The sequence below is a fragment of the Imperialibacter sp. genome (assembly GCF_040222815.1).
Classification (GTDB): domain Bacteria; phylum Bacteroidota; class Bacteroidia; order Cytophagales; family Cyclobacteriaceae; genus Imperialibacter.
Window position 1 is genome coordinate 512,865 of record NZ_JAVKCH010000040.1, and the last position, 26,550, is coordinate 539,414.

General features: G+C 47.5%; 23 protein-coding genes. 6 read left to right on the plus strand and 17 right to left on the minus strand.

All coding sequences use genetic code 11. The features are described 5' to 3' along the window. Window positions 1–144: 144 nt before the first annotated feature. The 3 genes from RIF36_RS22070 to RIF36_RS22080 form a co-directional block, all read right to left on the minus strand. The gene (locus tag RIF36_RS22070) at window positions 145–1,476 is read right to left on the minus strand and encodes a hypothetical protein (protein ID WP_350122875.1); all 1,332 of its coding nucleotides are present in this window, start codon (window positions 1,474–1,476) and stop codon (window positions 145–147) included. Continuing rightward, window positions 1,469–2,020: an RNA polymerase sigma factor gene (locus RIF36_RS22075; RefSeq protein ID WP_350122877.1), complete on the minus strand. Its 552-nt coding sequence runs from the start codon at window positions 2,018–2,020 to the stop codon at window positions 1,469–1,471. Before RIF36_RS22075 ends, RIF36_RS22070 begins: the two co-directional genes overlap by 8 nt. A gap of 68 nt (window positions 2,021–2,088) precedes the next feature. Next, complete coding sequence (locus RIF36_RS22080) at window positions 2,089–3,360, minus strand: Ig-like domain-containing protein (protein WP_350122880.1); 1,272 nt, start codon at window positions 3,358–3,360, stop codon at window positions 2,089–2,091. Window positions 3,361–3,465: 105 nt separating this feature from the next. On the opposite strand from RIF36_RS22080, the gene RIF36_RS22085 reads away from it, so the two are divergent. From RIF36_RS22085 to RIF36_RS22100, 4 genes are all read left to right on the plus strand, one after another. Then, window positions 3,466–3,972, plus strand: a complete 507-nt coding sequence (locus RIF36_RS22085) for a DUF1648 domain-containing protein (protein WP_350122883.1) — start codon at window positions 3,466–3,468, stop codon at window positions 3,970–3,972. A 74-nt stretch (window positions 3,973–4,046) separates the two neighbouring features. After that, window positions 4,047–5,372 (plus strand): sugar porter family MFS transporter, encoded by a 1,326-nt coding sequence (locus RIF36_RS22090; RefSeq protein WP_350122886.1) that lies wholly within the window; start codon window positions 4,047–4,049, stop codon window positions 5,370–5,372. 38 nt (window positions 5,373–5,410) lie between these two features. Further along, window positions 5,411–6,553: a helix-turn-helix domain-containing protein gene (locus RIF36_RS22095; RefSeq protein WP_350122889.1), complete on the plus strand. Its 1,143-nt coding sequence runs from the start codon at window positions 5,411–5,413 to the stop codon at window positions 6,551–6,553. Window positions 6,554–6,616: 63 nt separating this feature from the next. Next, window positions 6,617–7,243: a DUF2306 domain-containing protein gene (locus RIF36_RS22100; RefSeq protein ID WP_350122892.1), complete on the plus strand. Its 627-nt coding sequence runs from the start codon at window positions 6,617–6,619 to the stop codon at window positions 7,241–7,243. 231 nt (window positions 7,244–7,474) lie between these two features. On the opposite strand, the gene RIF36_RS22105 is transcribed toward RIF36_RS22100, so the two are convergent. From RIF36_RS22105 to RIF36_RS22155, 11 genes are all read right to left on the minus strand, one after another. After that, the gene (locus tag RIF36_RS22105) at window positions 7,475–7,741 is read right to left on the minus strand and encodes a hypothetical protein (RefSeq protein WP_350122895.1); all 267 of its coding nucleotides are present in this window, start codon (window positions 7,739–7,741) and stop codon (window positions 7,475–7,477) included. A 57-nt stretch (window positions 7,742–7,798) separates the two neighbouring features. Beyond that, the gene (locus RIF36_RS22110) at window positions 7,799–9,688 is read right to left on the minus strand and encodes an amidophosphoribosyltransferase (protein WP_350122898.1); all 1,890 of its coding nucleotides are present in this window, start codon (window positions 9,686–9,688) and stop codon (window positions 7,799–7,801) included. Next, window positions 9,685–11,166, minus strand: coding sequence for an NADH-quinone oxidoreductase subunit N (locus RIF36_RS22115; protein ID WP_350122901.1), 1,482 nt, complete (start codon window positions 11,164–11,166; stop codon window positions 9,685–9,687). Before RIF36_RS22115 ends, RIF36_RS22110 begins: the two co-directional genes overlap by 4 nt. Before the next feature lie 2 nt (window positions 11,167–11,168). Next, window positions 11,169–12,833 (minus strand): complex I subunit 4 family protein, encoded by a 1,665-nt coding sequence (locus RIF36_RS22120; RefSeq protein WP_350089613.1) that lies wholly within the window; start codon window positions 12,831–12,833, stop codon window positions 11,169–11,171. A 4-nt stretch (window positions 12,834–12,837) separates the two neighbouring features. Beyond that, window positions 12,838–14,931, minus strand: a complete 2,094-nt coding sequence (nuoL, locus tag RIF36_RS22125) for an NADH-quinone oxidoreductase subunit L (RefSeq protein WP_350122903.1) — start codon at window positions 14,929–14,931, stop codon at window positions 12,838–12,840. Continuing rightward, window positions 14,932–15,237 carry an NADH-quinone oxidoreductase subunit NuoK gene (nuoK, locus tag RIF36_RS22130; RefSeq protein ID WP_350091648.1) on the minus strand — a complete coding sequence of 102 codons (306 nt, stop codon included), beginning with the start codon at window positions 15,235–15,237 and terminating at the stop codon, window positions 14,932–14,934. Continuing rightward, window positions 15,230–15,727, minus strand: coding sequence for an NADH-quinone oxidoreductase subunit J family protein (locus tag RIF36_RS22135; protein ID WP_350122905.1), 498 nt, complete (start codon window positions 15,725–15,727; stop codon window positions 15,230–15,232). Before RIF36_RS22135 ends, nuoK begins: the two co-directional genes overlap by 8 nt. Further along, entirely contained in the window at window positions 15,727–16,740 is a 1,014-nt protein-coding gene (locus RIF36_RS22140) for a 4Fe-4S dicluster domain-containing protein (protein ID WP_350122907.1), read from the minus strand. The genes RIF36_RS22135 and RIF36_RS22140 overlap by 1 nt, the downstream gene beginning before the upstream one ends. Then, on the minus strand, window positions 16,725–17,807 hold the full coding sequence (locus RIF36_RS22145) for a complex I subunit 1/NuoH family protein (protein WP_350122909.1): 1,083 nt from the start codon (window positions 17,805–17,807) through the stop codon (window positions 16,725–16,727). Before RIF36_RS22145 ends, RIF36_RS22140 begins: the two co-directional genes overlap by 16 nt. A gap of 457 nt (window positions 17,808–18,264) precedes the next feature. Next, window positions 18,265–19,071, minus strand: a complete 807-nt coding sequence (gene murI / locus RIF36_RS22150; protein ID WP_350077231.1) for a glutamate racemase — start codon at window positions 19,069–19,071, stop codon at window positions 18,265–18,267. A 730-nt stretch (window positions 19,072–19,801) separates the two neighbouring features. Next, the gene (locus RIF36_RS22155) at window positions 19,802–21,175 is read right to left on the minus strand and encodes a cystathionine beta-synthase (protein WP_350122911.1); all 1,374 of its coding nucleotides are present in this window, start codon (window positions 21,173–21,175) and stop codon (window positions 19,802–19,804) included. A 135-nt stretch (window positions 21,176–21,310) separates the two neighbouring features. On the opposite strand from RIF36_RS22155, the gene RIF36_RS22160 reads away from it, so the two are divergent. Beyond that, a complete protein-coding gene (locus RIF36_RS22160) occupies window positions 21,311–21,721 on the plus strand; it encodes a BT0820 family HAD-type phosphatase (RefSeq protein ID WP_350122913.1) in 411 nt (136 codons plus the stop codon). A 642-nt stretch (window positions 21,722–22,363) separates the two neighbouring features. On the opposite strand, the gene RIF36_RS22165 is transcribed toward RIF36_RS22160, so the two are convergent. From RIF36_RS22165 to RIF36_RS22175, 3 genes are all read right to left on the minus strand, one after another. Then, window positions 22,364–23,107, minus strand: a complete 744-nt coding sequence (locus RIF36_RS22165; protein ID WP_350077225.1) for an outer membrane beta-barrel protein — start codon at window positions 23,105–23,107, stop codon at window positions 22,364–22,366. 52 nt (window positions 23,108–23,159) lie between these two features. Further along, complete coding sequence (locus tag RIF36_RS22170; RefSeq protein ID WP_350077224.1) at window positions 23,160–24,221, minus strand: hypothetical protein; 1,062 nt, start codon at window positions 24,219–24,221, stop codon at window positions 23,160–23,162. A 129-nt stretch (window positions 24,222–24,350) separates the two neighbouring features. Further along, the gene (locus tag RIF36_RS22175; protein WP_350122916.1) at window positions 24,351–25,508 is read right to left on the minus strand and encodes a hypothetical protein; all 1,158 of its coding nucleotides are present in this window, start codon (window positions 25,506–25,508) and stop codon (window positions 24,351–24,353) included. Between RIF36_RS22175 and RIF36_RS22180 the strand changes: the two genes are divergently transcribed. Beyond that, a complete protein-coding gene (locus RIF36_RS22180; protein ID WP_350122919.1) occupies window positions 25,507–26,256 on the plus strand; it encodes a hypothetical protein in 750 nt (249 codons plus the stop codon). The genes RIF36_RS22175 and RIF36_RS22180 overlap by 2 nt on opposite strands. Window positions 26,257–26,550: the final 294 nt, after the last annotated feature.

A 26,550-nucleotide genomic window follows, 5' to 3' on the forward strand; every position in this document is an offset into this window, starting at 1 on the left:
TGTTCCGATTGATCAGGTCAGGAAGGTAAGAAAAACTATATTGGGGTTCGGGCAAAAATCTATGGACAGGGGTATAACGATTACTAGTGGCTGAGCCATCTACATTTACCGCTTCCACTTCCAAAAAAAGATTGCTTTTTACCTCTACAAACGTATCCGAATGCCCAGGCTTGCACCCAGCCCATAGGGCCGTACATTCACAGGTGTCGCCAACCGTTCGCCCATGTAAAGCGAATAATTGAAGGTGGGTTGAAGAAAGAAGGTCGCCCTGGGCTTCCACGGGTACTCGGCTCTGTAAAACAGATTGGCAAAGGAATAGTATCCAGCAGATCCTTCCTGACTCACAAGGTGATCGAAGGTGATATTCCTCTTCAGGCCCTTGTGCATTTCTGCGCTCACACCCACCCATTGCCTTATTTTGCCATCATTTAGCCTAAACTGTACGCCAACCGATAGGCCCAGGTTCAGTATATCAACTGACATATTAAGGGTGTCACTCGTGTAAACCGGAGTCAGGCTATAGCTGTCAGCCTTTGTTGAAACAATGACAGAATCGACTTTTCCAACAATCAGGTTAGCCTCCTGATTCCGACTATACATCATCACCCCGGTTTGTATGTGTATCTTTCGGTTAATCGCATACTCTACGCCTACCTCACCTCTCACACCAAGCCTCTCCAGCGAAAATCCGGGTACTTGTTGCACGTTAGTAATCAAGATTTCATCCGTGGTGTTTACCTCAAAAATATTGTAACTAAAGAAGGGCATTGCTTCTGCATAAACAGACCATCTTCTTTCTCGCTCTGGCTTTACCACAACAGGCTGACCTTCATTTGTGGAACCAATGTGAGGAACAAATTGAAAGCCAGCCGCCGGAGGAACTAGTGATTTGTATACCCATTGTTGTGGCACTGGCCTGAGAGCGAAGTTTACGCCATTTCTGTCAGCAGTGTCATCTACTCTCACACCTTTTGCTTCTCTATCCTTACTTACCAGCGATTTATCCCCGACAATGAGCTCAGCCTCCTTTTCCCCCGACATTTCCTTCTCATAGCTTCTATCACTAACAAGAGCATCAAAACCGCTGTAATCAACGCCGCCGTCAGCCTGTTCGCTCACATTGTCTGCGTCGTCTACCATGCGGGTTTCCTTGTCAACATTCATTTCCTCCAAAGTCTCCGTCGCCTTGTTAGCGGAAGCCTGCCCCAACTCCTCCTCAATGGCCTGACCATCGTGCAAGCCAACTGTCTCCACCGAATCGGCTGCAACAGGCACCGGCGTTTCCTTCATCCACCAGTAACTTGCGCCTGCCGTGAGCAAGAGCACCGTTGAAGCGGCAGCGACGTAGCGGTACAACACAAGGCGCTTCGTTGCGGCTACTCCCTCCAGTATCTTATCAAAAGAGCCATGTTTCGGGTCTTGCTCAAACCCGGAGAGTCTGTCCCCTATTAGCTTATCCAACTCGTCGTCATGCATAATTGGTCAGGCTTTTTATTCCTTTTTTTTCTAATAGAGTCCTCAGCATTGCCTTGGCTCTGCTCAGTTGCGACTTGGAAGTATTTTCTGAAATCTTCAGTTTCTCTGCTATTTCCGGATGCGTGTAACCCTCCACTACGTAGAGATTAAATACCATTTTATACCCCGCAGGCAGCGTATTCACCAGCTCCACCAGTGTATTGTTGTCTATTTGCTGTACCAGCATTCTATGGTCGTCGCTAGCTGTTTCTACTATCCCTTCCAGGTCGGTATCGTATTTGTGCTTTTTCGTTTTATGAAAGTGGTTAATCGCCGTTGTCACCGCCACCTGCTTTACCCAGGCGGGCAATGCAACGACGTCTCTCACTTTTTTCAAATGAAGAAATATCTTCACAAAGGCATCCTGGAAAATATCCTTTGCCTCCTCCTCATCTACTGCATAGCGGACACACACTCCCATGACCTGCCTTTTAAAGTGGTCAAAAAAGGCCTCCTGCGCCTTTCTGTCACTCTTGATACACTTTTTAACTAGTTCTTCCGTCACCAGACTTTTACAGTGAAAGGCCGGGAGTAAGCACTCCCAGCCTTTTAGTTTCCAAAAAGTTGCTTCGTCTAGTTCTCTCTCTGTATTAGCACAGTGGCTTCGCTGCAAACCTCAAAACCATCGCACAACTTGTACCTTAAGCTATCAAGCTGTTCCAGAGACGAAAAGTCACTATACACCAGGTGATTGTTCTGATCGATCAAAGCAGAACCGTGCTGCGGCTCCATCACTATCACGGGCATAAGGTCTTCGCTGCAAAGTTCATCGTTGAAAAGAATCTCAATAATGGCCTCATCGGCGTCTACATGCAGGGTGTCTGAGATGTAAAAATGATCATCCCTTGCTGCTATCATGCATTCACTCCTGGTGAGGTAAACATCCGCTGAGTAGCATTGATTATCTGTATCGCAAACTTTATAGGTGAATTTATCCTCACCTGCAAAGTCGCCTGATACCAGCTTGTAGGTTACCACACCACTGTCCGGTTGATGAATGGTGGCGACACCAAACTCCGGCTGCTGCGTGATGCTGAAAGACCCGATGTTGGATAACTCGCACAAGGTGTCGTTCTCAAACACATTGATGAGCGTCGTTCCCCCGACTCCCTGCGTTAACTCCACCTGGTCATCGCTCAAGCTAATGTCGCACGAGCTGGCTGTGTCACCCAACTCGAGGTAAACTACGCCCCATGCACAAACAGGAGCACTTCCTGCGGAGCACACTTTGTAAATAACGGTATCAACTTTGGCAGTGATCGACGGCTGCTTTGTAAAAGTGAATCCCCTTTCGGTAACGCTGATTGTTCCATATTCAGGCATGTGAACAACAGATATAGGAGGGTTTGCCAACGTAAGCGAAGAGCATACAAAATCATTGCTCAGCACGTCAATCTGAACAGGGCTTTCGGTTGTGATCCTGCGAAAGTCGTCGGCTGCAATAATTGTACAAGGCAACCCCAGTGAATCTTGAGCATTGCTGGCGGCCTTCACCTCAAAACTGATCGTATCAAGGCGCTGCGTTGAACTGCCACTAAAGGTTGTTTTGAATACTGTCCTGTCTTTGCCTGGCGATGCAAAGCCCGGAACGTACCTGAATAATTGCCCTCCCAATGACTCCAGCGTGCCTGACGATGGACCAAGTGCTATTTGCGAAGTAGCGTCGGAGGTGGGTTTCACTATATCAGACAGCGAAAAGACGATGGCACCTCCAGGTAAAGTCACTAACTCTGTAGAAGCCGTAGCGGCTGGTTCAGGCAGAGAATCGACGTCCAGGGTATCGCAACCAAAGGCTACGACAAGGGCCAGTAAAAAAATTGAAGCGTGTGTTTTTATCTGATTCATACTAAAAGTTTATTTATGTATCCGGAGGACAGGGCAATTAGAAAAAGGGTTGCGTGATCTGGGCTGAGAAGGCGAAAATTTTTATCTTGATTTCAAAAGCACACAATGAATATCAATGGGTTAAACAAAATTTTGCACCTGCTTTCAATTCCTCTGGTAGCTTTTCTTATCCTTTATCCGTCCTGGATGTATGGTGAATTGCCAGAGAGAATTCCTGTACATTTTAACCTGGCCGGAGAGGCTGATCGCTGGGGTGGTAAAGGGCACCTGTTTGTCCTCCCCGGCATTGGGATCGGCCTTTATTTGCTGCTGCTTTTTCTGGCAAAAAGTGGCTGGCTGGAGCAGCAATCTGAAGACAACGCCACCCATCTCCCACCTTCAATGGTTGGCTATATGAAGCTTTATCTACTGTGGTCCAGTCTCACTACCCTGGCACTATTTGCCACCATCAGTTTCCAGTCTATCAATGTTGCGCTGGGTGTTTCCGATACATTGGCTGCCTCCGATCTGCCAGCATACTTAACTGCCGTATTGCTTCCTCTCCCATTTATTATCTATAAAAACAACCGGGATATCAAAAGGTATAAAACGCTTGCGCCTAACAAAGACTGATAACATTCAGCCAAATCAATCTATTTTCCTATTTTTCAGGGCTTATATAAAAACACCTGCTTAAACCACTTTGCATGAAGACCAATCGCTACCTGCTTGTTAGTTCTGTTGTGGCCGCCCTTGGGGGGCTTTTGTTTGGGTTTGATACCGTTGTGATCTCCGGCGCCGACCAGCAGCTCCAGGCGCTTTGGGGCACTTCTGATCTTTTCCACGGCTCCGTAGTCATGTCGATGGCTCTGTGGGGCACGGTCATCGGTGCTCTGTTTGGTGGCTACCCAACCGACAAGTTTGGAAGAAAAAAAACCTTGTTTTGGATCGGTGTTCTTTACTTTGTGTCAGCAATGGGGTCTGCCTTCGCCTGGGATCCCTGGTCATTTGCTATTTTCAGGCTCATAGGTGGTTTGGGTATAGGTATTTCCACAGTAGCAGCTCCTGCATACATTTCAGAAATAGCACCTGCCGACCAGCGTGGCAAACTGGTGGCTTTGTATCAGTTTAATATTGTCTTTGGCATCCTTCTGGCTTTCGTTTCCAACTATTTGCTAAAAGACATCGGCGAAAACGCCTGGCGCTGGATGGTAGGTATGGAAGCGCTCCCCGCCTTCATCTACCTGGCATCCACTTTTTCTCTGCCCGAAAGCCCTAGATGGTTATATGTGCACAAAGGTGATAGGGAAGCAGCCGTGGCCATCTTGAAAAAAATTGGGACAGACGAAAAGGAGCTGGTAATGGCCACAAAGGACGAGGCTGCACAGCATGCAAGCGAGTCTATTTTTCAAGGCAAGTACAGGTTTCCTCTGATGCTCGCTTTCTTCATCGCTTTCTTTAACCAAATGTCGGGGATCAATGCCTTCCTCTACTATGCCCCAAGGATATTTGAAGCAGCAGGCCTTGGTGCCAGCTCTGCACTTTTAAGCAGTATTGGGATCGGTATCACCAATATGGTCTTTACTTTGCTCGGCCTGTATCTCATAGACAAAGTGGGACGGAAGGTACTGATGTATATTTGCTCTTTTGGCTATATTATCTCTTTGAGTCTGGTAGGTATAGCATTTTACCAACAATGGGAAGGCATGGCCGTTCCCATCTTCCTGTTCCTTTTCATTGCTTCCCACGCTATAGGTCAGGGCACCGTTATCTGGGTATTTATCTCGGAGGTATTCCCTACCCATTTGCGGGCTTTTGGTCAGTCGTTTGGCAGCTCCACCCACTGGGTGCTGGCAGCACTGGTGACCTTGTTTATGCCGGCCTTACTTAGCGGCTTCAGCAGCCCGGGCATGGTATTCTTTATTTTTGCCTTTATGATGGTGCTGCAGCTTGTGTTTGTGATTTTCATGATGCCAGAAACGAAAGGGCGATCGTTGGAGGAAATTCAGCAGGACTTTGGAATAACAAAATAGTCGTTTGATATGATGGCTTCCAATGTCCAAATTGCGTAATGGATTTCCTATTCATCGTGGGCATTGCGCAGGCGTTCTTTTTTGCCTTGCTTTTGGGTAGAAAAAAAGATAAGTCCGTCGCAGACAACATTCTCCTGATTTGGCTAATTTTTATCGGACTTCACCTCCTTGGCTTCTATTGGGACTACTCTGGCTTTTCCAGTCAACATCCTCATCTCCTTGGCTTCAGCTGGTTTATGCCCATAGCAGAAGGGCCATTTTTGTGGATTTACGCTGCTGCCCTGCTTTCTGGTGCCAAGCGATTCAATCCCTGGTGGTTGATCCATTTTGTGCCATTTGTACTTATGAATGTCTCCATCTATGACTTTTACCTAAGTCCTCCTGAGGAGAAAGCTCAATTTGCCTCTACCTTGTGGCAAAACCCACCATGGCAGGCAGTGCTTGGTAATTTTCTCACACTGTATACAAGCCCCGTCTATGTCGTTCTTCTTCTTGTTCGACTGAAGCGATTCAGAAGTGGTCTCAGGGACTTCTTTTCTTCCACCGAGAGAATTAACTTACTATGGCTACAGCGGCTTTCCTGGGGCCTTGGTGCTATCTGGGCCGTAGTACTGGGCACTTACGCCTACTGCCGAATTGCTGACACTCATTTACCCGACAACAACAACTACTACATTTTTGTTACGGTAAGTTTATTTGTGCTTTTTCTAGGCTACCATGGTTTGAAGTATGAAAACATTCTTGTGAATTATACCTCAACAGGCGAGGTCAGCGAAGAGGCTGTCGCAGTAGAGAGGTATAAAAAGTCAGGGCTCAAATCCGACGATGAGAAGGCGTTACTTGACGAAATAAAAATGCTGCTGGCGAAACAAAAGCTGTACCTGGAACAAAACCTGACATTGGATGATCTTGCGAAGGCACTTGACAAACCACGGCATCATATTTCACAAGCGATAGGTAGTGAGGAAGGCCTGACTTTCTACTCACTTGTCAACCAGCTTCGGGTGGAAGCCGCAAAAGAAAAGCTTGTTTCCGAAGATTTCGCCCATTTTAGTTTGCTGGGTATTGGCCTTGATAGCGGTTTCAATTCCAAGGCATCCTTCAATCGGGTTTTTAAAGAATATGCAGGCATCAGCCCAAGTGAACATCGGGAACGCCATCAAAAGATTCATCAACATTAGGTCTCATCCTACCGGATGAGGCGATAACGTTTTTGAAAAGCACTTATTTGGCATCAAAAACTCATGAATAAAAGGATTAAAATTATCTTATGGGGCTTGCTTGTGTTTCTTTCCATTAGCGTTGCAGGCTATGCTTTTTCGTATTTGAGCTTTACCCCTGACAGAGGTTTCCCTGCTCAAAAACCCGATGAAATAAGAACGAGCTTTTTCTGGCTCCTGGCGTTTTACATGCACATCAGCTTTGGAGGCATCGCCCTCCTTACCGGCGTTTTTCAATTTTCTGAAAAGTTGAGAAAAAGAGTGGAGCTGCATCGCACATTGGGTAAGACCTACCTGGTAAGCATTCTCCTTGGCGGAGTGGCTGGGTTTATGCTTTCCCTCTTTGCTGAGGGGGGAATCATCGCTAAAGTGGGGTTCAATCTTTTGGCTGTCACCTGGCTGCTTACCTCCTGGTTGGCTTACAGTAGCATACGAAATCGAGACATTGAAGCCCACCGGCACTGGATGATCAGGAGCTATGCAGCCTGCTGTGCCGCTATTGCGCTCAGGATGATTTTACCCTTTGAGCTAGCAGTACTTCAAATGGACTTCAACACTGCCTATCAAATTGTGGCCTGGGCCTGCTGGGTACCGAATATGATATTGGCAGAGATGTATATCAGGAGTCAAAAGCAGGTGCAATTCGCCTGACGGGAACCTCAGCACCTGTTGATTAATCATCAAATCCCCTGCGGGAGCTAGAAGTGCATAGTATGGGAGAACTCCCTAACTCTGCCACGGAGCGAAGGAAGGCAGTTGGTTGCTTATAAAAAAGCAAAAGGTCCAAGCCTAACCCGGCCGGGCGAGACGCATTGAACCAGTTTTGCTTTTTTATTTAGCCAAACAGTAACTTCTACCTGCCATATGGGACAGCCAGTTTGGCTAAGCGTCAGTAATTTTTGCTGGAGTTGCATTTGGGTGAATGTCCAAAATTAAATCATAATCTACACCCCTGGTTCTCAATTTATCATACCAGGCCAGGATATCGGATGGATAGGCAACCAGATCATCACCTCGCCTGGCTACCGTTTTCCCTACGATAAATGCGTCAAAGTCTTGGCGAAGTGCGTCTGGTATCTCAAAAAAATACACTTGTCTTTTCGCTTTAACTAAGCCAGCCACTTTAAGAAAAACGTCATAACTAACCATGGCCATCAAAATTTAAATACCAGAGTGCCCTGCGGGAGACGCTGATGGAATTTGACACTAATAAGCCCTTACCGCCACTCCCCTCATGAAGTTGATGAAGGCCCGATTCACCACTCCGTTGCCGCCTGGAGTTGGATAGTCGCCTGTGAAATACCAGTCGCCTGAATGACCTGGAATAGCTTTATGCAGGTTGGGTACGGTCTGGTACAACACCTCTACTTCCGCCTTCAGCGTTTTTGGCTTTACTATCTCAGAAATCTTTTCAGAAATCTGATCGTCAGTAAACGGATCGTACAATTCTTTTACAAAGTTGGGAGCTTCCTTATTATCTGCATGCATCACGCATTTTTCGTACACCTCGTCCAGCAAATGCTCTTTGCCATGGTCTTCCAATAGTTTCAACACCGCCCTGAAAGCGATGAAGTCCTTCATCTTGCTCATGTCGATGCCATAACAATCTGGAAAACGGATTTGAGGGGCAGAAGACACCACCACAATTTTCTTTGGCTCCAGCCTGTCGAGCAAAGTCAAAATGCTTTTCTCAAGCGTGGTGCCTCTCACGATACTGTCGTCAATCACCACCAGCGTATCTACCTTTTTCTTTACCACCTCATAGGTAGTATCATAAACGTTCGCTACAAGATCATCACGGTGCTGGTCGTCGGTAATAAAAGTACGCAGCTTGGCATCTTTGATCACCAGCTTTTCCACCCGGGGTCTGAACGAAAGTATCTCCTCCAGCTTCCTGGGGTCAGTGATCTTCTCTTTCAAAATCACTTTCTTCCTTTGCTTGATCAGGTATTTCTCCATGCCCGCCATCAGCCCAAGAAATGCAGTTTCAGCGGTATTGGGTATATAACTGAAAACTGTGTTTTGCAAATCGTGGTCAATGGCCTTCAGTACCTGAGGCACCAGTAGCTCGCCCAGCATTTTTCTTTCCTGGTAAATATCAGGGTCGGAGCCCCGGCTAAAGTAGATGCGTTCAAACGAGCACGACTTCTTCGGTAGCTTTTTAATAAACTTCTCTTCCCTATAGCTCCCATCCTTCTCGATGATCAACGCACTACCGGGTTCTATCTCCTTAATATCAGAATAGTTGATACCAAAAGCAGTTTTGATGGCAGGCTTCTCTGAGGCTACCACCACCACTTCGTCGTCGGCATAGTAATAGGCGGGTCGGATGCCGGCAGGATCCCGGGCCACAAATGCCGAGCCGTGCCCAATAAGGCCCGCCATGGCATAGCCACCGTCAAAGTCTTTGCATGAGCGCTTCAATACCCTTTTGAGGTCAAGTTTCTCTTCAATGATATCAGTAATTTCCTGGTTGCTGAAGTCGTCTTTGTACTTATCGAAAAGCAGCTGATTTTCCTCATCAAGGAAATGACCCATTTTCTCCATCACAGTCACCGTGTCGGTCTTCTCCTTGGGGTGCTGGCCCAACTCGATCAGCTTTTTAAAAAGCTCATCCACATTGGTCATATTGAAATTACCGGCCACCACCAGGTTACGGCTCCTCCAGTTATTCTGGCGCAAAAATGGGTGACACTTTTCTATGCTATTGACGCCGTGCGTGCCATACCTCAGGTGCCCCAGCCAAAGCTCACCAGTAAATCCATAGTTCTTTTTCAGCCATTCAGCATCGAAGTATTTCTCTCCGCCCTCTCTCTCGGCCTTCTTGTACTTCTTCATCACCTTGTCGAAAATCAGAGAAACAGCTTGATTTTCGATAGACCGGTATCGGCTGATATACCTGTAGCCGGGCTCAATATTTATTTTGATATTGGCTACTCCGGCTCCATCCTGCCCTCTGTTGTGCTGCTTTTCCATCAGCAGATAGAGCTTGCTGGCGCCATAGGCCGGCGACTGGTACTTATCAATGTAATATTGAAGAGGTTTTCTGAGCCTGATGAGCGCTATACCGCACTCGTGTTTAATTTGATCACTCATAATTGGGTTACCGGGAAGGGTATTTGCTGAATTACTTGGATTAAACTGTCAGGCTTTAAAAAAAAGAACACCAGCATAAAAACAAGAAGGCAAGCCGTCATGATCTGGCCTGCCGTAAGTGTTTCCATTTCGGAAGTATCTTTTTCCTCCACCTTCAAAAACATGAAGTAGGGTATCTTTAAGTAATAAAATAGTGCAACCACAGTGTTTCCTGCTGCTATCAGGAGAACAATTAACAACAAACTCCCCGAAGAAGTTTGCCATTCGTTCCAAAGTGATGAAAAAATGTAAAGCTTTCCGGTAAACCCAGCCAGCGGGGGAAAGCCCACCAGCGACATCATGGCGACCAGAAATGCGACGGCAAGGAAAGAATGTTTTTTACCAAGACCCTTGTAGTCATTGAAAGAGAACTTTTGCTCCCTTTCCATATGATCTACCAGATAAAAGGCCAAGTAATTCATAAAGAGATAAATGAAGATGTAAAAGTAAAAACTTGTTACCGCAAATCCATCACTTATCGCAATTGGTAATACTAAAAATCCTGCCTGAGCTATCGAAGAATACGCTAGCATCCGTCGCACGTTGCTCTGGTTCAATGCCGCCATATTGCCAAAAATAATAGAAACGGAGGCCATGAAAATCAAAAACTGACTGTAACTGCTAACTGCCGAAAAGCCTTCTGTGAGCCTTAAGAGCACAATCAGGCCGCCGATTTTAGGCACAACAGAAAAAATGGCCGCTACAGGCACGGGAGCGGTTTGGTAAATATCCGGCGTCCAAAGGTGCATGGGAAACAGAGCGATCTTGAAGAAAATGCCCATCAACAGGAGTACTATCGAAAACAAGGCCAGTGGTTCGTTGGCTTGTTGTAGCTGTGTGAAAAAAGCTTCTGTAGTAAATGCCAGTGACCCGGTGAGGCCATATAGCAAGGAGATGCCATACAACATCAGGCCGCTGGCGAATGCCCCAAACAACAAATACTTGATCCCTGCCTCAAAGTTGAGTTTTTTGAACCCAAACACAGTAAGAATATAACCGCTGATCGAGGTAAGTTCAAGCCCCAGGTATACTGAAAGCAATGTAGTGCTGCTCACCATGAGCATGCCGCCCAATGCAAGCGAAAGAAGGATATAATAGTATTCGGTCCGAAGCTGCAGGCCGGTTCCAAAAAGAAGGGTGAGCGCCAGGGCAAGAAGAATAATGGCTTTGGAAAACAACGCATGCCGGTCGGCTGTTAGCTGCCCGGAAAACAGCAAGCCTCCATCAGGCATTTGCACCCACAAAGGCAAAATGAGCCACAGCGCTACGAATGCAAAAAGCATCGAAAGCACCAGCAACAATAACGGTCGCTTGCCCGATGTGATCAGGTCAACTATAAGAAGTAGTATTATTCCAGCACCGATTGCTAACTCAGGCCCCACCTGATTGAGGCTTCCCAGGGCTTCCAGCAACTGAAACGATAGGCCTTCCTTGTGCATAGTTAGCTGCCTTCTGAATTAAGTGACTGGATGATGGTATTTCCATTTTCGAAAACCAGCTCTTTTAGCTGGTTAATGCTTCCGTTCATTAAGTCGAGAAGGAAATGAGGAAAAATGCCAAGCAAAAGCACGATAAAAATCAATGGTATGAACATCAGCCACTCCCGGTTGGTAAGCTCGGTCAGCATGTCCTTCCAGGCCACCTCCCTAAGCGCCAACCTGCCGTAGAACATGCGCTGCAAGGTCCAGAGGTAATACGCAGCGGAAAGAATCAGACCAAAGGTAGCCAGCACGGCCATCCATTGTGGTACCTGCCCATTGATTGATGAGGACTGAAATGCTCCAAGGAAAACCAGCAACTCGCCAATAAAACCGGAAAGGCCGGGTAGACCCAGAGAGGCGAAGAAGAAGAAGACAGTAACAGCTGTAAAATAGGGCATTTTCTCTGCCAGGCCGCTATAGTTCTCAATCATTCTATCGTGCGTACGGTCGTAGAGCACTCCTGCTATCAGGAACAGCGCTGCGGAGATGAACCCGTGGCTCACCATCTGAAACACGGCGCCAGCGTACCCTTCGGTGGTGCCGGCGGCAATCCCCAGCAGCACAAAACCCATATGGGAAACAGAAGAGTAAGCGATCAACTTTTTTAAATCGGACTGGGCCATGGCATTGAATCCCCCGTAGATAATGGCTATCACCCCTAAGAAACCTACCCACCAGGAGTAGTCCAGCGCCGCTTCCGGAAAAATGGGATAGGCTATCCTCAATAACCCATAGCCTCCAATCTTCAGCAAGATGCCCGCCAGCACAACCGACACAGGCGTAGGTGCTTCCACGTGGGCATCAGGTAACCACGTGTGAAAAGGAACGGCTGGCAGCTTGATAATGAAGCCTACGAAAAGGAATAAGAACGCCAGCGATCGAATAGAAACGCCTCCCCACTCCTTGAGGTAGGTGGGATCCAAAATGCTTCCTGCAATAAAGTTGGCCGGGTCGCTCATATGCAGGAGATTGAAAGTCCTGACCAGCCTGCCATCAGCCAATATTTCGGTGGGATCGGAAACAGATATATAGAGGCCAATCATGGCCACGAGGATCAGCACTGAGCCGACCAAAGTATATAAGAAGAATTTTATCGACGCATATTCTCTTCTGACACCCCCCCAAATACCGATCAGGAAGTACATGGGCAGGAGCATAAATTCGAAGAAAATGTAGAAGAGGAAAAAGTCGAGAGCCACAAAACAACCGATAATGGAGCTGCTCAACAGCAGGTACAACGCAAAATAGCCTTTCACTTGTCTATTGATCGACCACGAGCTGATCATGCCTATTACCAAAATAAGTGTGGACATCCACAGCAGCGGCACACTCAGTCCATCAACGCCGAGCAGGTAGTCGATAGACAACACACCCCAGCTTCCCAAGTCCATAGTGATCCAATCCGCTTTTTCCACAAATTGAAAGCTTTCAATGGAATAGCTTCCGCTGCTTTCTGGAAATTGGTAAAACTGAAACAGCAGGATACTGCTGCCTGCCAGCTGCAATAGCACCGCTCCCAATGATACCCATCGAATGGCAGTGGCTTGCCTGTCTTTCATCAGCAACACTATCAGCGCTCCTGCAACAGGTGTCCATATAATTAGCGATAACAGATAGTTCATCATTGGCTTACTTAATCAAGATCCAGGTAACGACCAACAAGGTGAAAAATAATGACCACGCAATGTATTTCTGCACAGCCCCTCCCTGGAAAGATCGTGCAATGTTACCAAAAAATTCAGTGATTCGAACCGTGAGCAGTACCAGGCCATCCACCACTTTCTTATCAAACCACCCTACTACTACCGAGGCTACCACCATCAAAACACCTGTCAAATTGACCAGGGGATCAATCAATCGCCGATCAGCCCAGGATGACGCTTTCGTTAGTTGGTTGAAAGAATACACTACCGTTTGATCATAAAGCTCGTTGAGGTACCAATTATTAAAAGACAACTCACTCCAAAAACCAGCCTTCGCAGTCGTTTCCTCCAATTCCGCAATAGCCTGATGTTCATCTTCGTCATACATCACGTACCCCAGGCCGACGCCCGTGAGAGAAGCCAATATCGAAATAACAGCTATTGTCTTATGCGGAATCTCGTTGGTAGTCTCAAGATAAAGGCCAGAAATGGTGGAACGGCCAGTGGCTACCAGGTCCATCAGCCAACTGCCTTGTCCGAAGGGGTTCCAGTTGAACCAAATCCAAAGACTGCCTCCCGCCAATACCATTAAAGGAATGGTGATCAGTTTGCCATTTTCTGTCAGGCCGCTCTTCTCGCCTAATCCTGGTGTCTTATTGCTTCCGAAAAAAACCAGCATGACCAGCCGACTCATATAAAAGGCCGTTAGGAACGCACTGAACAGCGCAAGTATTGGCACCAACCATCTTACCCCACCCTCGGCTGAGGCCCATGAGAAGGCTTTTGTAATAATCGCATCCTTTGACAGAAAACCTGAGAACATGGGAATGCCAGAAATGGCCAATGCCAGTAAAAGGAAAACCAGAAAGGTGGTAGGCATATATTTTTTGATACCCCCCATCAGCCGCATGTCCTGCGCATCGAAGTGGGCGTGGGTTTCATGAGCAAAACGGTGCATAGCATGGATAATACTGCCTGCGGCGAGAAAAAGACCTGCCTTGAATGCTGCATGAGTGGCCAAATGGAAGAGGCCTTCCTCTCTCCCACCAACCCCGAGCGCCAGCACCATGAACCCGAGTTGTGAGATGGTGGAGAAAGCCAGTACCTTCTTGATGTCATATTGAGAAATGGCTGCCACAGCACCCATCACAGCAGTGATGGCACCAATGAAAGCCACTATAGACAGAGCAGGTGGTGTAAAGAGGAAAAATACCCTTGCGACAAAGTAAATCCCCGCCGCCACCATGGTAGCAGCGTGAATGAGAGCAGATACTGGTGTGGGGCCTTCCATAGCGTCTGGCAGCCACACCTGCAAAGGAAACTGTGCAGACTTGCCTACCGCCCCACCTAAGAGGCAAATGGAAATCACCGTGAACATAAACGGTGACGAGGTGATCAGCTCACCGTTTCTTTCAAAATTAAAGACCTCTCCTTTCCATTGCACCGCATCCACCATCGTCTGTAGCTCACTGATGCTTAGTGTTCTAAAAATGGCATAGATCAAACAGATACCTATCAGAAAACCAAGATCGCCTACCCGGTTGACAAGAAAAGCCTTAAAGGAAGCCAGGGCGGCCGACTCCTTTTTGTACCAAAACCCAATGAGGAAGTATGAAGAAGTGCCCACCAACTCCCAAAAACAAAAAATCAACAGCAAGCTGTCGGCCAATACAATGCCCAGCATGGAAAAGGTGAACAAACCAAGACAGGCGAAATACCTGTTTTTCCCCGGGTCATCCTTCATGTACTCCAGCGAGTACACATGCACGAGCAAAGACACCGTGTTGACAATGACCAGCAAGAGCTGTGTAATACCTGAAAGAGCCAGCGAAAACGAGAATTCGGTAGTCCCCACCTTCCACCATGAAAGAGAGAGCAACGACTCGGGAACACCAAAGTTGATGCCGAAAATAAGCCACGACAAAAGGGTGCTAACCGCCAGGAGTGAAGTGGAAAATTTTCCCAGGCCACTCTTTCTTTTTCGCCACAACACCAGCCCTATTACAAATGACAGCAAAGGTAGCAGCCACAAGACAGCTATGGCACTCCAAATCCATATGTTGGTAGGTTGCTGTTCCATCTATTCTTCCACCAGGCTGCTTATTTCGTCGAGATTAGTCGTATGATATGTTCTGTAAAGCTTCAATATAATTGCCAGCGCCAACGCCGTTTCGGCAGCGGCAATAGTAATCACCACGAGGGCAAAAAACTGACCATCGAGCCTTTCAGGGTACAAGGCGTTGAAATAGACAAAGTTGATATTGGCAGCATTGAACACAAGTTCCACTCCTATCAGTACGGCAATCACATTCTGTCGGGTGAGCACCAGGGCCACACCAGCCGAGAAAACGAAGGCGGATAGTAAAATGTAAATAGAGTTACCCATGCCCCTCCCCTTTGAACCGTGCGATTGTGGCGGCACCCACCAGCGCCACAAGCAGCAATACGCCTACAATTTCGAACAGAATGAAATAATCTGTGAGGATGGCCATTCCCAGGCGCTGTATAGCATGAGGCACCACAACGGCCTCTGTAGCAGGAAACCCTTCCGAAAAGTACACAATAGTAGTAAAGAGTGCGACAGAGAATACTACTCCCAACACTGTTCGGTTAAGCTGAGTTAGTATCGGCTGACCAGCTACCCTATTGGTGAGCATGATACCGAAAACCAACAAGATCAGCACGCCCCCTATATAAATCATCAGCTGCGTGACTGCCACTAAATCGGCCTGTGCCAAAACAAACAATCCTGCCACGCCCAAAAACGTCAGCACCAAAAGAAAGGCCGCATAAAGCAGGTTTCTGGTGACAAGGATTCCCAGCACAGAAAGCACTACGAGTGCCGCAAAAATATAGTGAATAATACCAATGTCCATCAGTCGTCTTTTTTCGGTTTCATGATGGGCTTGGGCCTGAACACAGGCTTTTTAGCTTCCTCCGGTTTTTTCTCTTCCTCACCCTCCTGAGGTTCGGGTTTCTTCATCACAGGTTTCATGACCGGTATTTTTGGCTTCATCACTGGCTTCTTGGCTGTATTTGGCGAAGTCTCCCCGCCGGTATTGGCCTTTGGTGTCGCCTTTTCTTCCTCCTCAGCACTCTTTGGTGTTGCGGGCTTCATCACAGGCATCTTCGGCCTGAAAACCGGTTTTTTTGGCGACTCTGAGGAAGCTTGTGGTGATTCGCTGCCACCAGCGTCTGAGTCTTTTTTGGGCATCTGCGGCTTTATCGCAGGCATTTTTGGCCTAAAGACTGGCTTGGCTGAAGCGGCTGCTCCTGATGTTTCGGCAGTGCTGGCCTCTTTCGGCTGTCCCTGCTGCTTGGCTAGCTGCATTTCCTCAAAGGCCTTTTTCTTCTCGAGAATCTCCAACGGTGTCATTTCCGCAAAAGCAAAATTATGCTCCTTTACAGAAAAAGTACTGAAATCATACTCGCTGGTCATGGTGAGGCACTCCGTGGGGCATACTGTGGTGCAGAGTCCGCAGAAGCAACACTTGGCCATGTCGATATCGAACTTAGCAGCGTAAATGCGTTTGGAGGTGCCGTCCGAAGTCTTTCCTATTTCCTCCACTGCCCGCACTGGTTCAATGTCTATGCAATTGACCGGGCAAATTTTGGCACACTTGTCACACACAATACAGTCGTCAATTTCATTGTGGAGCTTGTATCTTCCATTATCGGGCACGGGCAGCTTTTCCTTTGGGTACTGCAAGGTCACTAGCCCTTCTCCCTCCCTGAAGTAATTGTCTTTAGCCACGGAGCCCAAAGCCCACTTTCCCGTCGATTTTTTCAGATGTCGGATAGAAAGCTGTAGTCCTTCCAGCAAGGTCTGAGTGCTGGTTTTAATATCCGACCAATAAGTAGTTTTTCCGTCTCTCATGCGATCATCCATAATCTCCAGATTCCACATAACAAAAGCAAGAGGATAGATGCCGGGGTGAGGTATTTCCAGCTCAGGTTCATGAGTTGGTCGATACGCAAACGGGGGTAGGTCCACCTGATCCACATGTGCATAAACATACCAATAAGGGCTTTCGACAATAGCCAAAACACTCCCCAAATATAGCTCATGAAGGAGCCTGGAGCCCCTGTTGTCCAGTCTGCCAGCTTCACCACGCCTATATTGGGTAGTGGCGTATTCCATGCCCCAAAGAACAAAATAGCTGCCAGCATACTCACCAGCATCATCATACCATATTCTGCCAGCATAAAAAAGGCCCACCTGAATCCCGAATACTCTGTGTGATAACCAGCGATCAATTCTGATTCTGCTTCCGGCAGGTCAAAAGGTGCCCGATTGCATTCAGCCAGCGAGGCAATAAAGAAAATGACAAATACCGGTATGAGCAACGGTGCCTGCACAATGTTCCAGGCAAAAACACCTCCCCATTGGCTTACATCCATAGACTTCACCACACCGAACAAATAGACTGCGTTGGGTGACTGAAGCCCTTGTGATAATGAGATTTCCTGCAAATCGAGGGACTGAGTGATCATGACAACACACAGGACTGAAAGGCCCAGCGGCACTTCATAGGAAATGATTTGAGCAACTGATCGAAGTGCTCCAAACAAAGAAAACTTGCTATTGGAGCCCCAGCCTGCCATCAAAATGCCAAGAACATCGAGTGATATGATAGCCAGCAGGTAGAAAACGCCAATTTCAAGGCCCGCTCCATCCCAGGCTCCACTTAGTGGTATCACTGCAAAGCCAGAAAATACAGCGGTAAATATGATGACAGGTGCCAGCTTGAAGAGCTTCCAGTCGGCGGCGGCTGGCACTATATCCTCTTTTTGGATGAGCTTGACGATGTCGGCCGTGGTTTGTAGAATGCCGAACTTCCCGGTTTCCATGGGCCCCATTCTGTCCTGGATAAAGGCAGATATCTTCCGTTCCGCATAAATGCCAAGCACAGCGTTGGTGAGAATGAGCGGTAAAAAGAAGAGAAAAGTGGTCATAGGGTGCTGGTTTCTCCGGTTATGCGAATATAAGATGAACAGATGAGTAATCCTTACGAAAGAAAGATGGGTTGGCTAAATCTGCAGTCTTGGCACATGTTCGGACTGCGCAGCTAATTTATCATGAAAACGATATCCTTTTGGTGTCTCTCAAAGAGGACACTGAAAGGGTTACTAACTCCCTCAGGGTCCCGGGACGGAGACCCCAAGGGGATTGCGTCACCCAGAGAACCTGGCGGAGACCCCAAGGCTCCTACTGGTTGTGCTAACTCCCTCACGGTCCCTGGCGGAGACCACAAGGGGATGCTTTTCCAAACAAGCTTATCATGAAAACAATAGCCTTTTGGTGTCTCTCGAAGAGGACACTGAAAGGGTTTACTAACTCCCTCAGGATCCCGGGACGGAGACCCCAAGGGGATTGCGTCACCCAGAGAACCTGGCGGAGACCCCAAGGCTCCTACTCCCAGAGATCAAACTTTTCCAACCTCACCTCCTCACCGAAGAACAGTCGGGTGGTTCCCTCAAAAGAAGCAGTGTAATCCGAAACAAAGAAGTGATTTTCATTAGTCCGGCTGGCAGCCTTCAGGTTATGAAGCTCCAAAAAGCCTTTCAGTGCCCTGGCAACTGTCACCGAAGAATCGATTACCTGCACTTTTCCATTATAGTAGGCTTCCACCTCCTTTTTAATCAATGGATAGTGTGTACAACCCAAAATCAACGCCGATATGTCGGACAGCATTGCCGACGATAGATACTGCTCAATGATGTCATGACTGATGCGGTTGTGCAGAAAGCCCTCTTCTATCATGGGCACAAGTAAGGGCGTTGCCAGCGCCTTGCACGCATTTTTGTTGCCCAAGCTTTGAATCTTTTGCTGGTACACGCCGCTTTGTACGGTAGCCTTAGTCCCTATCAGACCAATGGATGAATCAACATAGGTTTCCCGCACATAGTCCACTACGGGGTCAATCACGTTGAATACCTGGGCCTTTTTGCCAGCATACTCTTTCACCAGGTCGTAGGCTGCAGCACTGGCTGAGTTGCAGGCAATCAGAATGAGCTTACACCCCCGCTGAATGAGGAAGTCGGTAATGCGAACACTATAGGCCTGAATCGCAGCCACGGACTTTTCGCCATATGGAAGATGGGCGGTATCTCCGAAGTAGATGAGCTGCTCGTCGGGCAGGAGATCTTTGACAGCCCTGGCCACGGTGAGCCCACCAATGCCGCTGTCGAATATACCAATGGGGGAAGATGCACGCATGATTCAATTTTGACGCAATATGGGCTATCTCGTGGTGACTTCATTAAGGAATGTGGAAGAATTTGAGGAGGTTGGGGACTGAAGCGTTGAGGAGGCTGAAGGGGTTGAACAGGTTTATTCCACCAAAGCCGCAGACATGGAGCAAACAAACTTTGCGGCCGGCGCCAGCAGGCTTTCGACTTTGCGAGAGACAAAAAGAAGAAACTCCAACCACCACAGAGAGAGGGAGGGCCACAGAGAAAGAGTCCCGTAGGGACGGAATGTGGGTAACACCAACGGTGGCAACCTGCAACAAGGCTAAAAGTGCCGTAGGTACGACATATAAAAACAACAATACAACCATGAATCCACTAGTCCCCATGAGGGGGAAAACACCAAGGCGCAAAGAAAAAGAGGAAGGTTGAACCCTTGAAGAAGTGTTTCAAGGTGCGTGAAGACACGGCACCTTAACCTCATGGTGCGTAAGACAGAGCAAGAAAGCTTTACGGCATGCCCAGGGAGACTTGCGGCGTTGTGTGAGATAAAAAAAGAAGCTACGAAAAAGTATCTCAAGGTGTGTGAAGACACGACACCTTAACCTTTGGGTGCGTGACGGCGACGTACCCTAACCTACAGCCAAAAAAATCCCGACAGGTGCTGACCAGTCGGGATTGCAAGTAAAGAGGTGAGTAATTTAGATTGAAGTATCAAGGTAAACAGACTACCGGACACTTCAAAGATAATTATTAGCTTAGCGTGTCAGCGCCATCAAAAGATCATGCTCAGTAATGATGTGCACTTTGTTCGCTTCATCTCTCACCAAAAGCGCCTTATTGTCTTTGTTGATGAGAGAAGAAAGCACATCGACTGTGTTGTCCATGCCCACAAATTGGAAAGACGGATCCATTACCTCACTTACAGGCTTGTCTTTGATGCTCGGATCCTGGATCAAGCTATTTAGCAGCTTGGTCTCGTGCACACTACCTACAAAATGGTCTTTATCCGCCACTGGAAGCTGTGAAATGCCATCAATATTGAAAACTCCGATCACATCGCCCACTTTCATATTCTTGTTCACTGTTGTCAGCTTAGTATAGCCATTGCGGCGCTTGATAATATCTCTGGCAGTAGCAAATATTCTCTCTTCCAAAAACCCATGGTTACGCATCCAGGCATCGTTGTACACCTTCCCCAGATAGCGTGTGCCGTGGTCTGGCAGTATGATCACCATTACATCACCGTCTTTCAAATGCTCTTTTGCGTATTCAAGTGCACCGTATGCAGCCGAGCCACACGACCAGCCCACGAAAAGTCCTTCTTCTCTGGCTAATCGCCGGGTCATGATGGCAGCATCCTTGTCCGTTACTTTCACAAAGTGATCGATGGTTGAGAAATCAACATTCTTGGGCAAGATGTCCTCGCCAATACCTTCAGTGAGGTAAGGATACACCTCGTTGGAATCAAAAATGCCAGTCTCTTTGTATTTTTTGAACACTGACCCGTAGGTATCAATACCTACTGTGACAATGTCAGCCTTTTGCTCTTTCAGGTATTTACTGGTACCGCTAATGGTTCCTCCTGTGCCGACGCCAGCAGCATAATGCGTTATTTTACCCTCCGTGTCTTTCCATATCTCCGGCCCCGTTGACTCATAGTGAGCCTTGTAGTTGGAAAGATTGTCGTACTGATTGGGGTAAAGTGAGTTTGGAATCTCCTTGTTGAGCTTTTTTGCCACAGAGTAGTACGACCTTGGATCATCAGGTTCTACATTGGTGGGGCAAACGACCACTTCCGCCCCTACGGCTCTCAGGATGTCTATTTTTTCCTGCGACTGCTTGTCGGCCATGGTAAAAATGCAGCGATAGCCTTTGGCGATGGCAACCAGCGCAAGGCCCATGCCCGTGTTCCCGCTCGTGCCTTCTATGATAGTGCCTCCGGGCTTGAGCAGCCCTTCCTTCTCGGCATCCTCAATCATTTTGAGTGCAATCCTGTCCTTCACAGAATTGCCAGGATTCATGTATTCGACCTTCACCAGGATGGTACCTTTTATGCCTGCCGACACCTTGTTCAGCTTCACCAAAGGGGTGTTTCCTATGGTCTCAACGATATGGTTATAGTAGTTCATCAATTTTGGATTTGTTAAACAAAGTTAGGCAAAACTCATCGGGTTGCGAAAAAGAAATCGGTAACAAATGGTTAAATTGGATAGCAGCACGTGCTGTCTGCTCATTCTTTATATTTGCACACAGAAGCGATAAACATGCGACAAACCTTGACTATCGCCGTAGACTTTGACGGCACTATTGTAGAACACGCTTACCCGAAAATTGGGAAGCCCATCCTGTTTGCTGTCGAGACGCTCAAAGCACTGCAAAAACGCAATCACCGGCTAGTGCTTTGGACAATAAGGGAAGGCAAGTATCTGGAAGACGCCATTGCTTACTGTAAAAACCAGGGCCTTACTTTTTATGCAGTTAATGAGACTTTTCCCGGAGAAGGATTTGAAGAAGGACAAAGTCGAAAAGTGAATGTTGATCTATTTATCGACGACCGCAATGTTGGCGGACTGCTTCCCTGGGGTGAAATATGGAAAATGATTGAGGGGGATGAGATGGAAATGGCAAAGGAAGCCTCAAAGAAGGGGTTTTTGCAACGGATTTTTGGTGGGTAAACAGGGAAAAATACTTGTTTAGCACTATATCCTTTCGGTGTCTCTCGCAGAGGACACTGAAAGGGTTGGATAAACTGTGGTTGTGCTAACTCCCTCAGAATCCCTGGCGGAGACCCCAAGGGGATACTTTCCAACCAAGCTTATCATGAAAACGATAGCCTTTTGGTGTCTCTCAAAGAGGACGCTGAAAGGATTCCCTCAGGGTCCCTGGCGGAGACCCCAAGGGGATGCTTTTCCAAACAAGCTTGCCATGAAAACGATATCCTTTCGGTGTCTCTCGAAGAGGACGCTGAAAGGATTCCCTCAGGGTCCCTGGCGGAGACCCCAAAGGGAAGGGTTGGATCAAACATGGTCGTGCTAACTCCCTCAGAGTCCCTGGCGGAGACCCCAAGGGGATGCTTTTCTAAACAAACTTATCATGAAAACGATAGCCTTTTGGTGTCTCTCGCAGAGGACACTGAAAGGGTTGGATAAAATGTGGTCGTCCCAATTCCCTCAGGGTCCCTGGCGGAGACCCCAAGGGGAAGGGGATAATTTTTCAAACTAGCTTAGATGTGGGTAAAGAGTGACAGCCATTGCATCAAAAAAGGCCAGCACTGCGCTGACCTTTCATTCTAATATTCTCGTCTATCTAGTCGCCTTTTATCTCCTCCGGCCTACTTTATAGTTGCCTCTATATCTTGAGGAGGCACTTCTTCTGTGGCCTCTTGGCTCAAAGCGGAGGTTTGCCTTCAATGACACAATTGGGCCTGTGATAGACACCGTTTCCACCGTGAAGCTGTTAGGATCTTCCGTAACCGTCGAAAAGGCCTGCTTGTAGCTCCCGATTGGGAATCTGCCTTCAAGTCCAACATCTATATAGTTGGTTACATTGTAAGATACACCTACAAGGGGGTAAAACGAATTCGCCCTCCCTGTATCGGAGCCCTCTTCATCGAGGCCAGTGTTGGCACTTCTTTTATAGGTTCGTTGGATAAAGTTGATCGAGGCACCAGCACCCACGTACGGAAAAATTTTGTCTTTGGCGAGTGTCTGAAATTCATACAAAAAATCAAGAGAAACAGGCATGATCTTGATCTTCAGGTACTCTTCCCTACTGAGTCCGCCAAGGTTGATGGGGTCAGATTGGTCGCTGGTGGAGAACTGGCCCACCGAAAGCCTGCCAAAATAACTATCGTACACCCGGAAACCAACACCTCCACCATAGTACAAACCTCCACCCAGCTTCATATCGAAACCTGTTAGATAGGAGTCATTGTTCCAATAGCCCAGGGAAGGCTTGTAGTATCCCCCTTCCACATTGAGGTAGGTAAGAGAGGCCTGTCCAAAGGCAGCTTGCCCGGCAAAAATAAAAAGCACTAGTAAGGCTGGTATAAATCCACGCATACATTTAAAAGTAAGTGGTTTCAATATCTTCTTATCCATTTCAAATCTAACATCAATCGCCGCCTGAAGCACCGCCCTGATTGTGACACGTATTTAAGCCGTCATTCAGCCTGTCTGTAGCTTCCTTAATAGCAGCATTTCTTTTGGTGTTTGCCTCATTGGTCATCGTGGTTTTGGCGGCCGCCGCTTTTGCTAGGTTAGCTGCCAGCTGGTTCGAAATAGCCGTCAATTCGAGATTCAGCAGCAATGTGCTATTATATAAGTTAATGGCGTACATCAACGTATTCAAAATGTTCAATAATTCTACCTCAGCCGGTGTAAAAACAGTGGAGCTGGCTATGCTGGCTGCGAAAGCATCATATTGCGACCTAAAGAATAGGTTTCTCTCCGTGTAGCGGGTGTTTGCCGCTGCGATGCTCGCTGTGCGCAGGGCGATGGCTGCTTGAATGTTTTCTGAATCTTTGGCACTAACTAGCACCAACTGCGCATTGTATGCTGAGTCGATTTGGTTCACCGTTACATTATAGGCTCGTCTCGCTGCTGCTTCGCAATCCAACTCCAGTGCATTCACCGCACTCACCTTTGTTTCAATCAACGGCACAGTAACTTCCAATAAACGGCCTCCATCGTTCAATACCCGACCCCCAGTGGGCAATGTCATGGTTGGCACAAGCGGAGCTAGCTGAGGGTATTCTTTCAAAAGCCCTTGTATTGTTGCAATCAACGAAATCAAGTTACTGTTGGGGTCGCTCACCCCATCCTTTACTTGTGTAGGCAGCGAGTTGACATTCAAGCCTTTAATGGCATTCTTTTGAGAGGTTGACAGCGCCTGGGCCAATGCTGTGAGCTGATCACGCACAGCGGCCAAAGCCGCAGGGTTTGTATTGACATTTGCCAGGTTGTTGCCGAAAGCCGTTTGGCCATCGGTATTCATGCTCCCTGGCGTGATATCATCTGGTGTAACATCTTCCAATGTCACGTCACCGACGTCAATCCCCCCTGATGGAAACTCATAATCAAAATTGGGCACAGGGCCTACGATCTGCTGCTCGCAGTCCGAAAAAATGAGCAGCATCGCCACCAATACCGACCCCTTTAAAAGTATTCGTTTCATTGACTTTGAATTTTGACCCTAACTGACGCCCCTACCGAAAAGTAATTGACTGAGCCAGTTGATAATAACAACTTTCAAAGCGCAATTTACTAGTAATTTGCTTCTTAAGTTGCAATCTTATCGGATAAATTATAATATTTTAAGTAATGATAATAAATGATTTTTAATAAAAGAAGGATGCAAAGCTCTAAGTGACCTGTCTGTTTGCCGGTACTTCATCAGGCTTTCTCCATCGTTTTGGTTGCGGAGATACTCATAGGTGAACAAAAACTGATTGGCGGGCCGCACCTGAAGGTATTTGTTTTTATAAAATGCCTTTGGAAAAAGTGGCATCGCCCATTGGACGCCCCCATTGAAGCCCCTGGCAGAGGCTGTCATGTACAAGCCCATTTCATTGTTGCCAAACTGCCGAAACAGTTCTATGCGAGAACCATAGTCTTCATAGAGAAACCGTTCGAAGGAAACCTTCGTCCAGAGGTCGTGTTGTGGAAAGGAATGCATCCACCACACCCCCCCGCTTACATACTCTAGTGGCTCCCGGTACAGCACCCGCTCATCGTAGGCATAGGAGGCCGACAGGTTGACGGCTGCTCCAAAATAATTCCTTCCTGTTCTGATCACATAGTCTGCGCTTACTCCGTATTGCCGGTTGAGGAACGTGCCGGCAGAGGCGACGAAAAGGTGGTTGGGGACAAAGGATTTGGTATAACTCAGGCTGACCTGCCCCGGCCTGCTGCTGAAGCCGAGCCTGCGCTCGAAGTCGTTTTGAATGGGGAAGATCCACTGCACATCGGCGCTGAGGCCAAAAGGCAACAAATAATTGATTTTGGGGGCTAGTGCCAGTTGCGTACGAAATATGTCAAACTCGTCACCAAATTCAGCAAAAACCACAGGAGCGATGGAGATATCCAGCTTATAAGGCCACCCGCCGGCAACCGATGGCTTTGTTCTTCTCAACGATCTATCATCTTTTGTTGCAGCCGTCACATTGCCGCCGCTCAGAGTAGTCCATGGGCTGCCGTACCACATGAGCGTGAGGGCCACCGTGTCCGATTTTGCCACCCAATCAGGCAGGTCGTTGAGCAGCACCGCCGGATTGCGGTGCAAGCGGTACTCTAACGTATAATGTCCTCTTCCCTGCTCGTCTTTGAAATATTGAATGTTCTCTGCACCTTTGGTTTGCAACAGCTCTATGAGTGAATCAGCAGGCTGAGCAAGCGCCTCCGAAAAGGCAAAGAGCATAACCAACGCTATTGTGATAAAAATATTGCTTCCGAAAAGGCGCATGAAAATTGGATTTCTACTCACAAGTATACTGCTTTTTGCAGGAACCCTGCGCCCCTGCCTGGCACAATTTACCCTTACGGGGCAATCTGGCAACTTCCTTGTGCCGGAAGCCAGGGTGATTGGAGATAAAAAAATTGCCTTTGGCAGCAGCTTTCATCCTCAACAAGAGGCCCTCATTCTCTATCCCAGCAGACGAGGGACACACGAAATTCACAACTTTGTCACCCTTGGTTTCCTCCCATTTATGGAGCTTACGTTCAACCTCACTCCTATCATTGACGCTCCCTTAGACTATGGCATAGGTGATCGATCCGGGAGCATGAGATTCCTGCTCAAAAAAGAGACCAGTAAGTTTCCAGCTTTGCTTTTTGGGATGTATATCCCGCTGGGCACGAGCAATTTTGTGGATTCCAACTTTATTACAGGCACCAAGCATTTCAATTTAGGTGGCAAGGAGCTCACCCTGTCAGCAGGGGTTGGTATTCCCTGGGTAGTGAGAACGCTGATATTCACAGGATTTGATTCGATCGATATTGTAAGAAAAGAGAATGACTACCAGGTAGGCGTGTTTGGTTCAGCCAGGGTACCATTATCAAGCTTTTTGCTAGTCTCGGCAGAGTACGAATCCCGCAATGTGAATGTGGGTCTGATAGGGAAGCTTTTTAATGACAAGTGTTTCGCCAAATTGTATACCCTCAACTTCAAAACTGTTGGTTTTGGGGTGAGTTATAGTGGGACGGTGAAGTGAGAGGATGGTTAATGGTTAATGGTTAATGGTTAATGAACCAACGATGGTCCGCTGTTAGTGTTTCTTGAAGGGAAGGCGGAAGGCAATCGGAAAGTAGCAGGAAGAGGAAGGAAAGAGGGGTCTGAATACGGAACACCGGAGACAGGCATCGGTAGAGACTGTTCAGAAAAGTGTGTCATAAGTATAAGTAAAAATAAAGTGAGAACTTATGACAGAAATGGAATCAAAGAAACCACCTCGGAGTGAGTTGGAGCAACTTTTCGAGGAAGCATTACAGACACTTAAGTCAGGTAA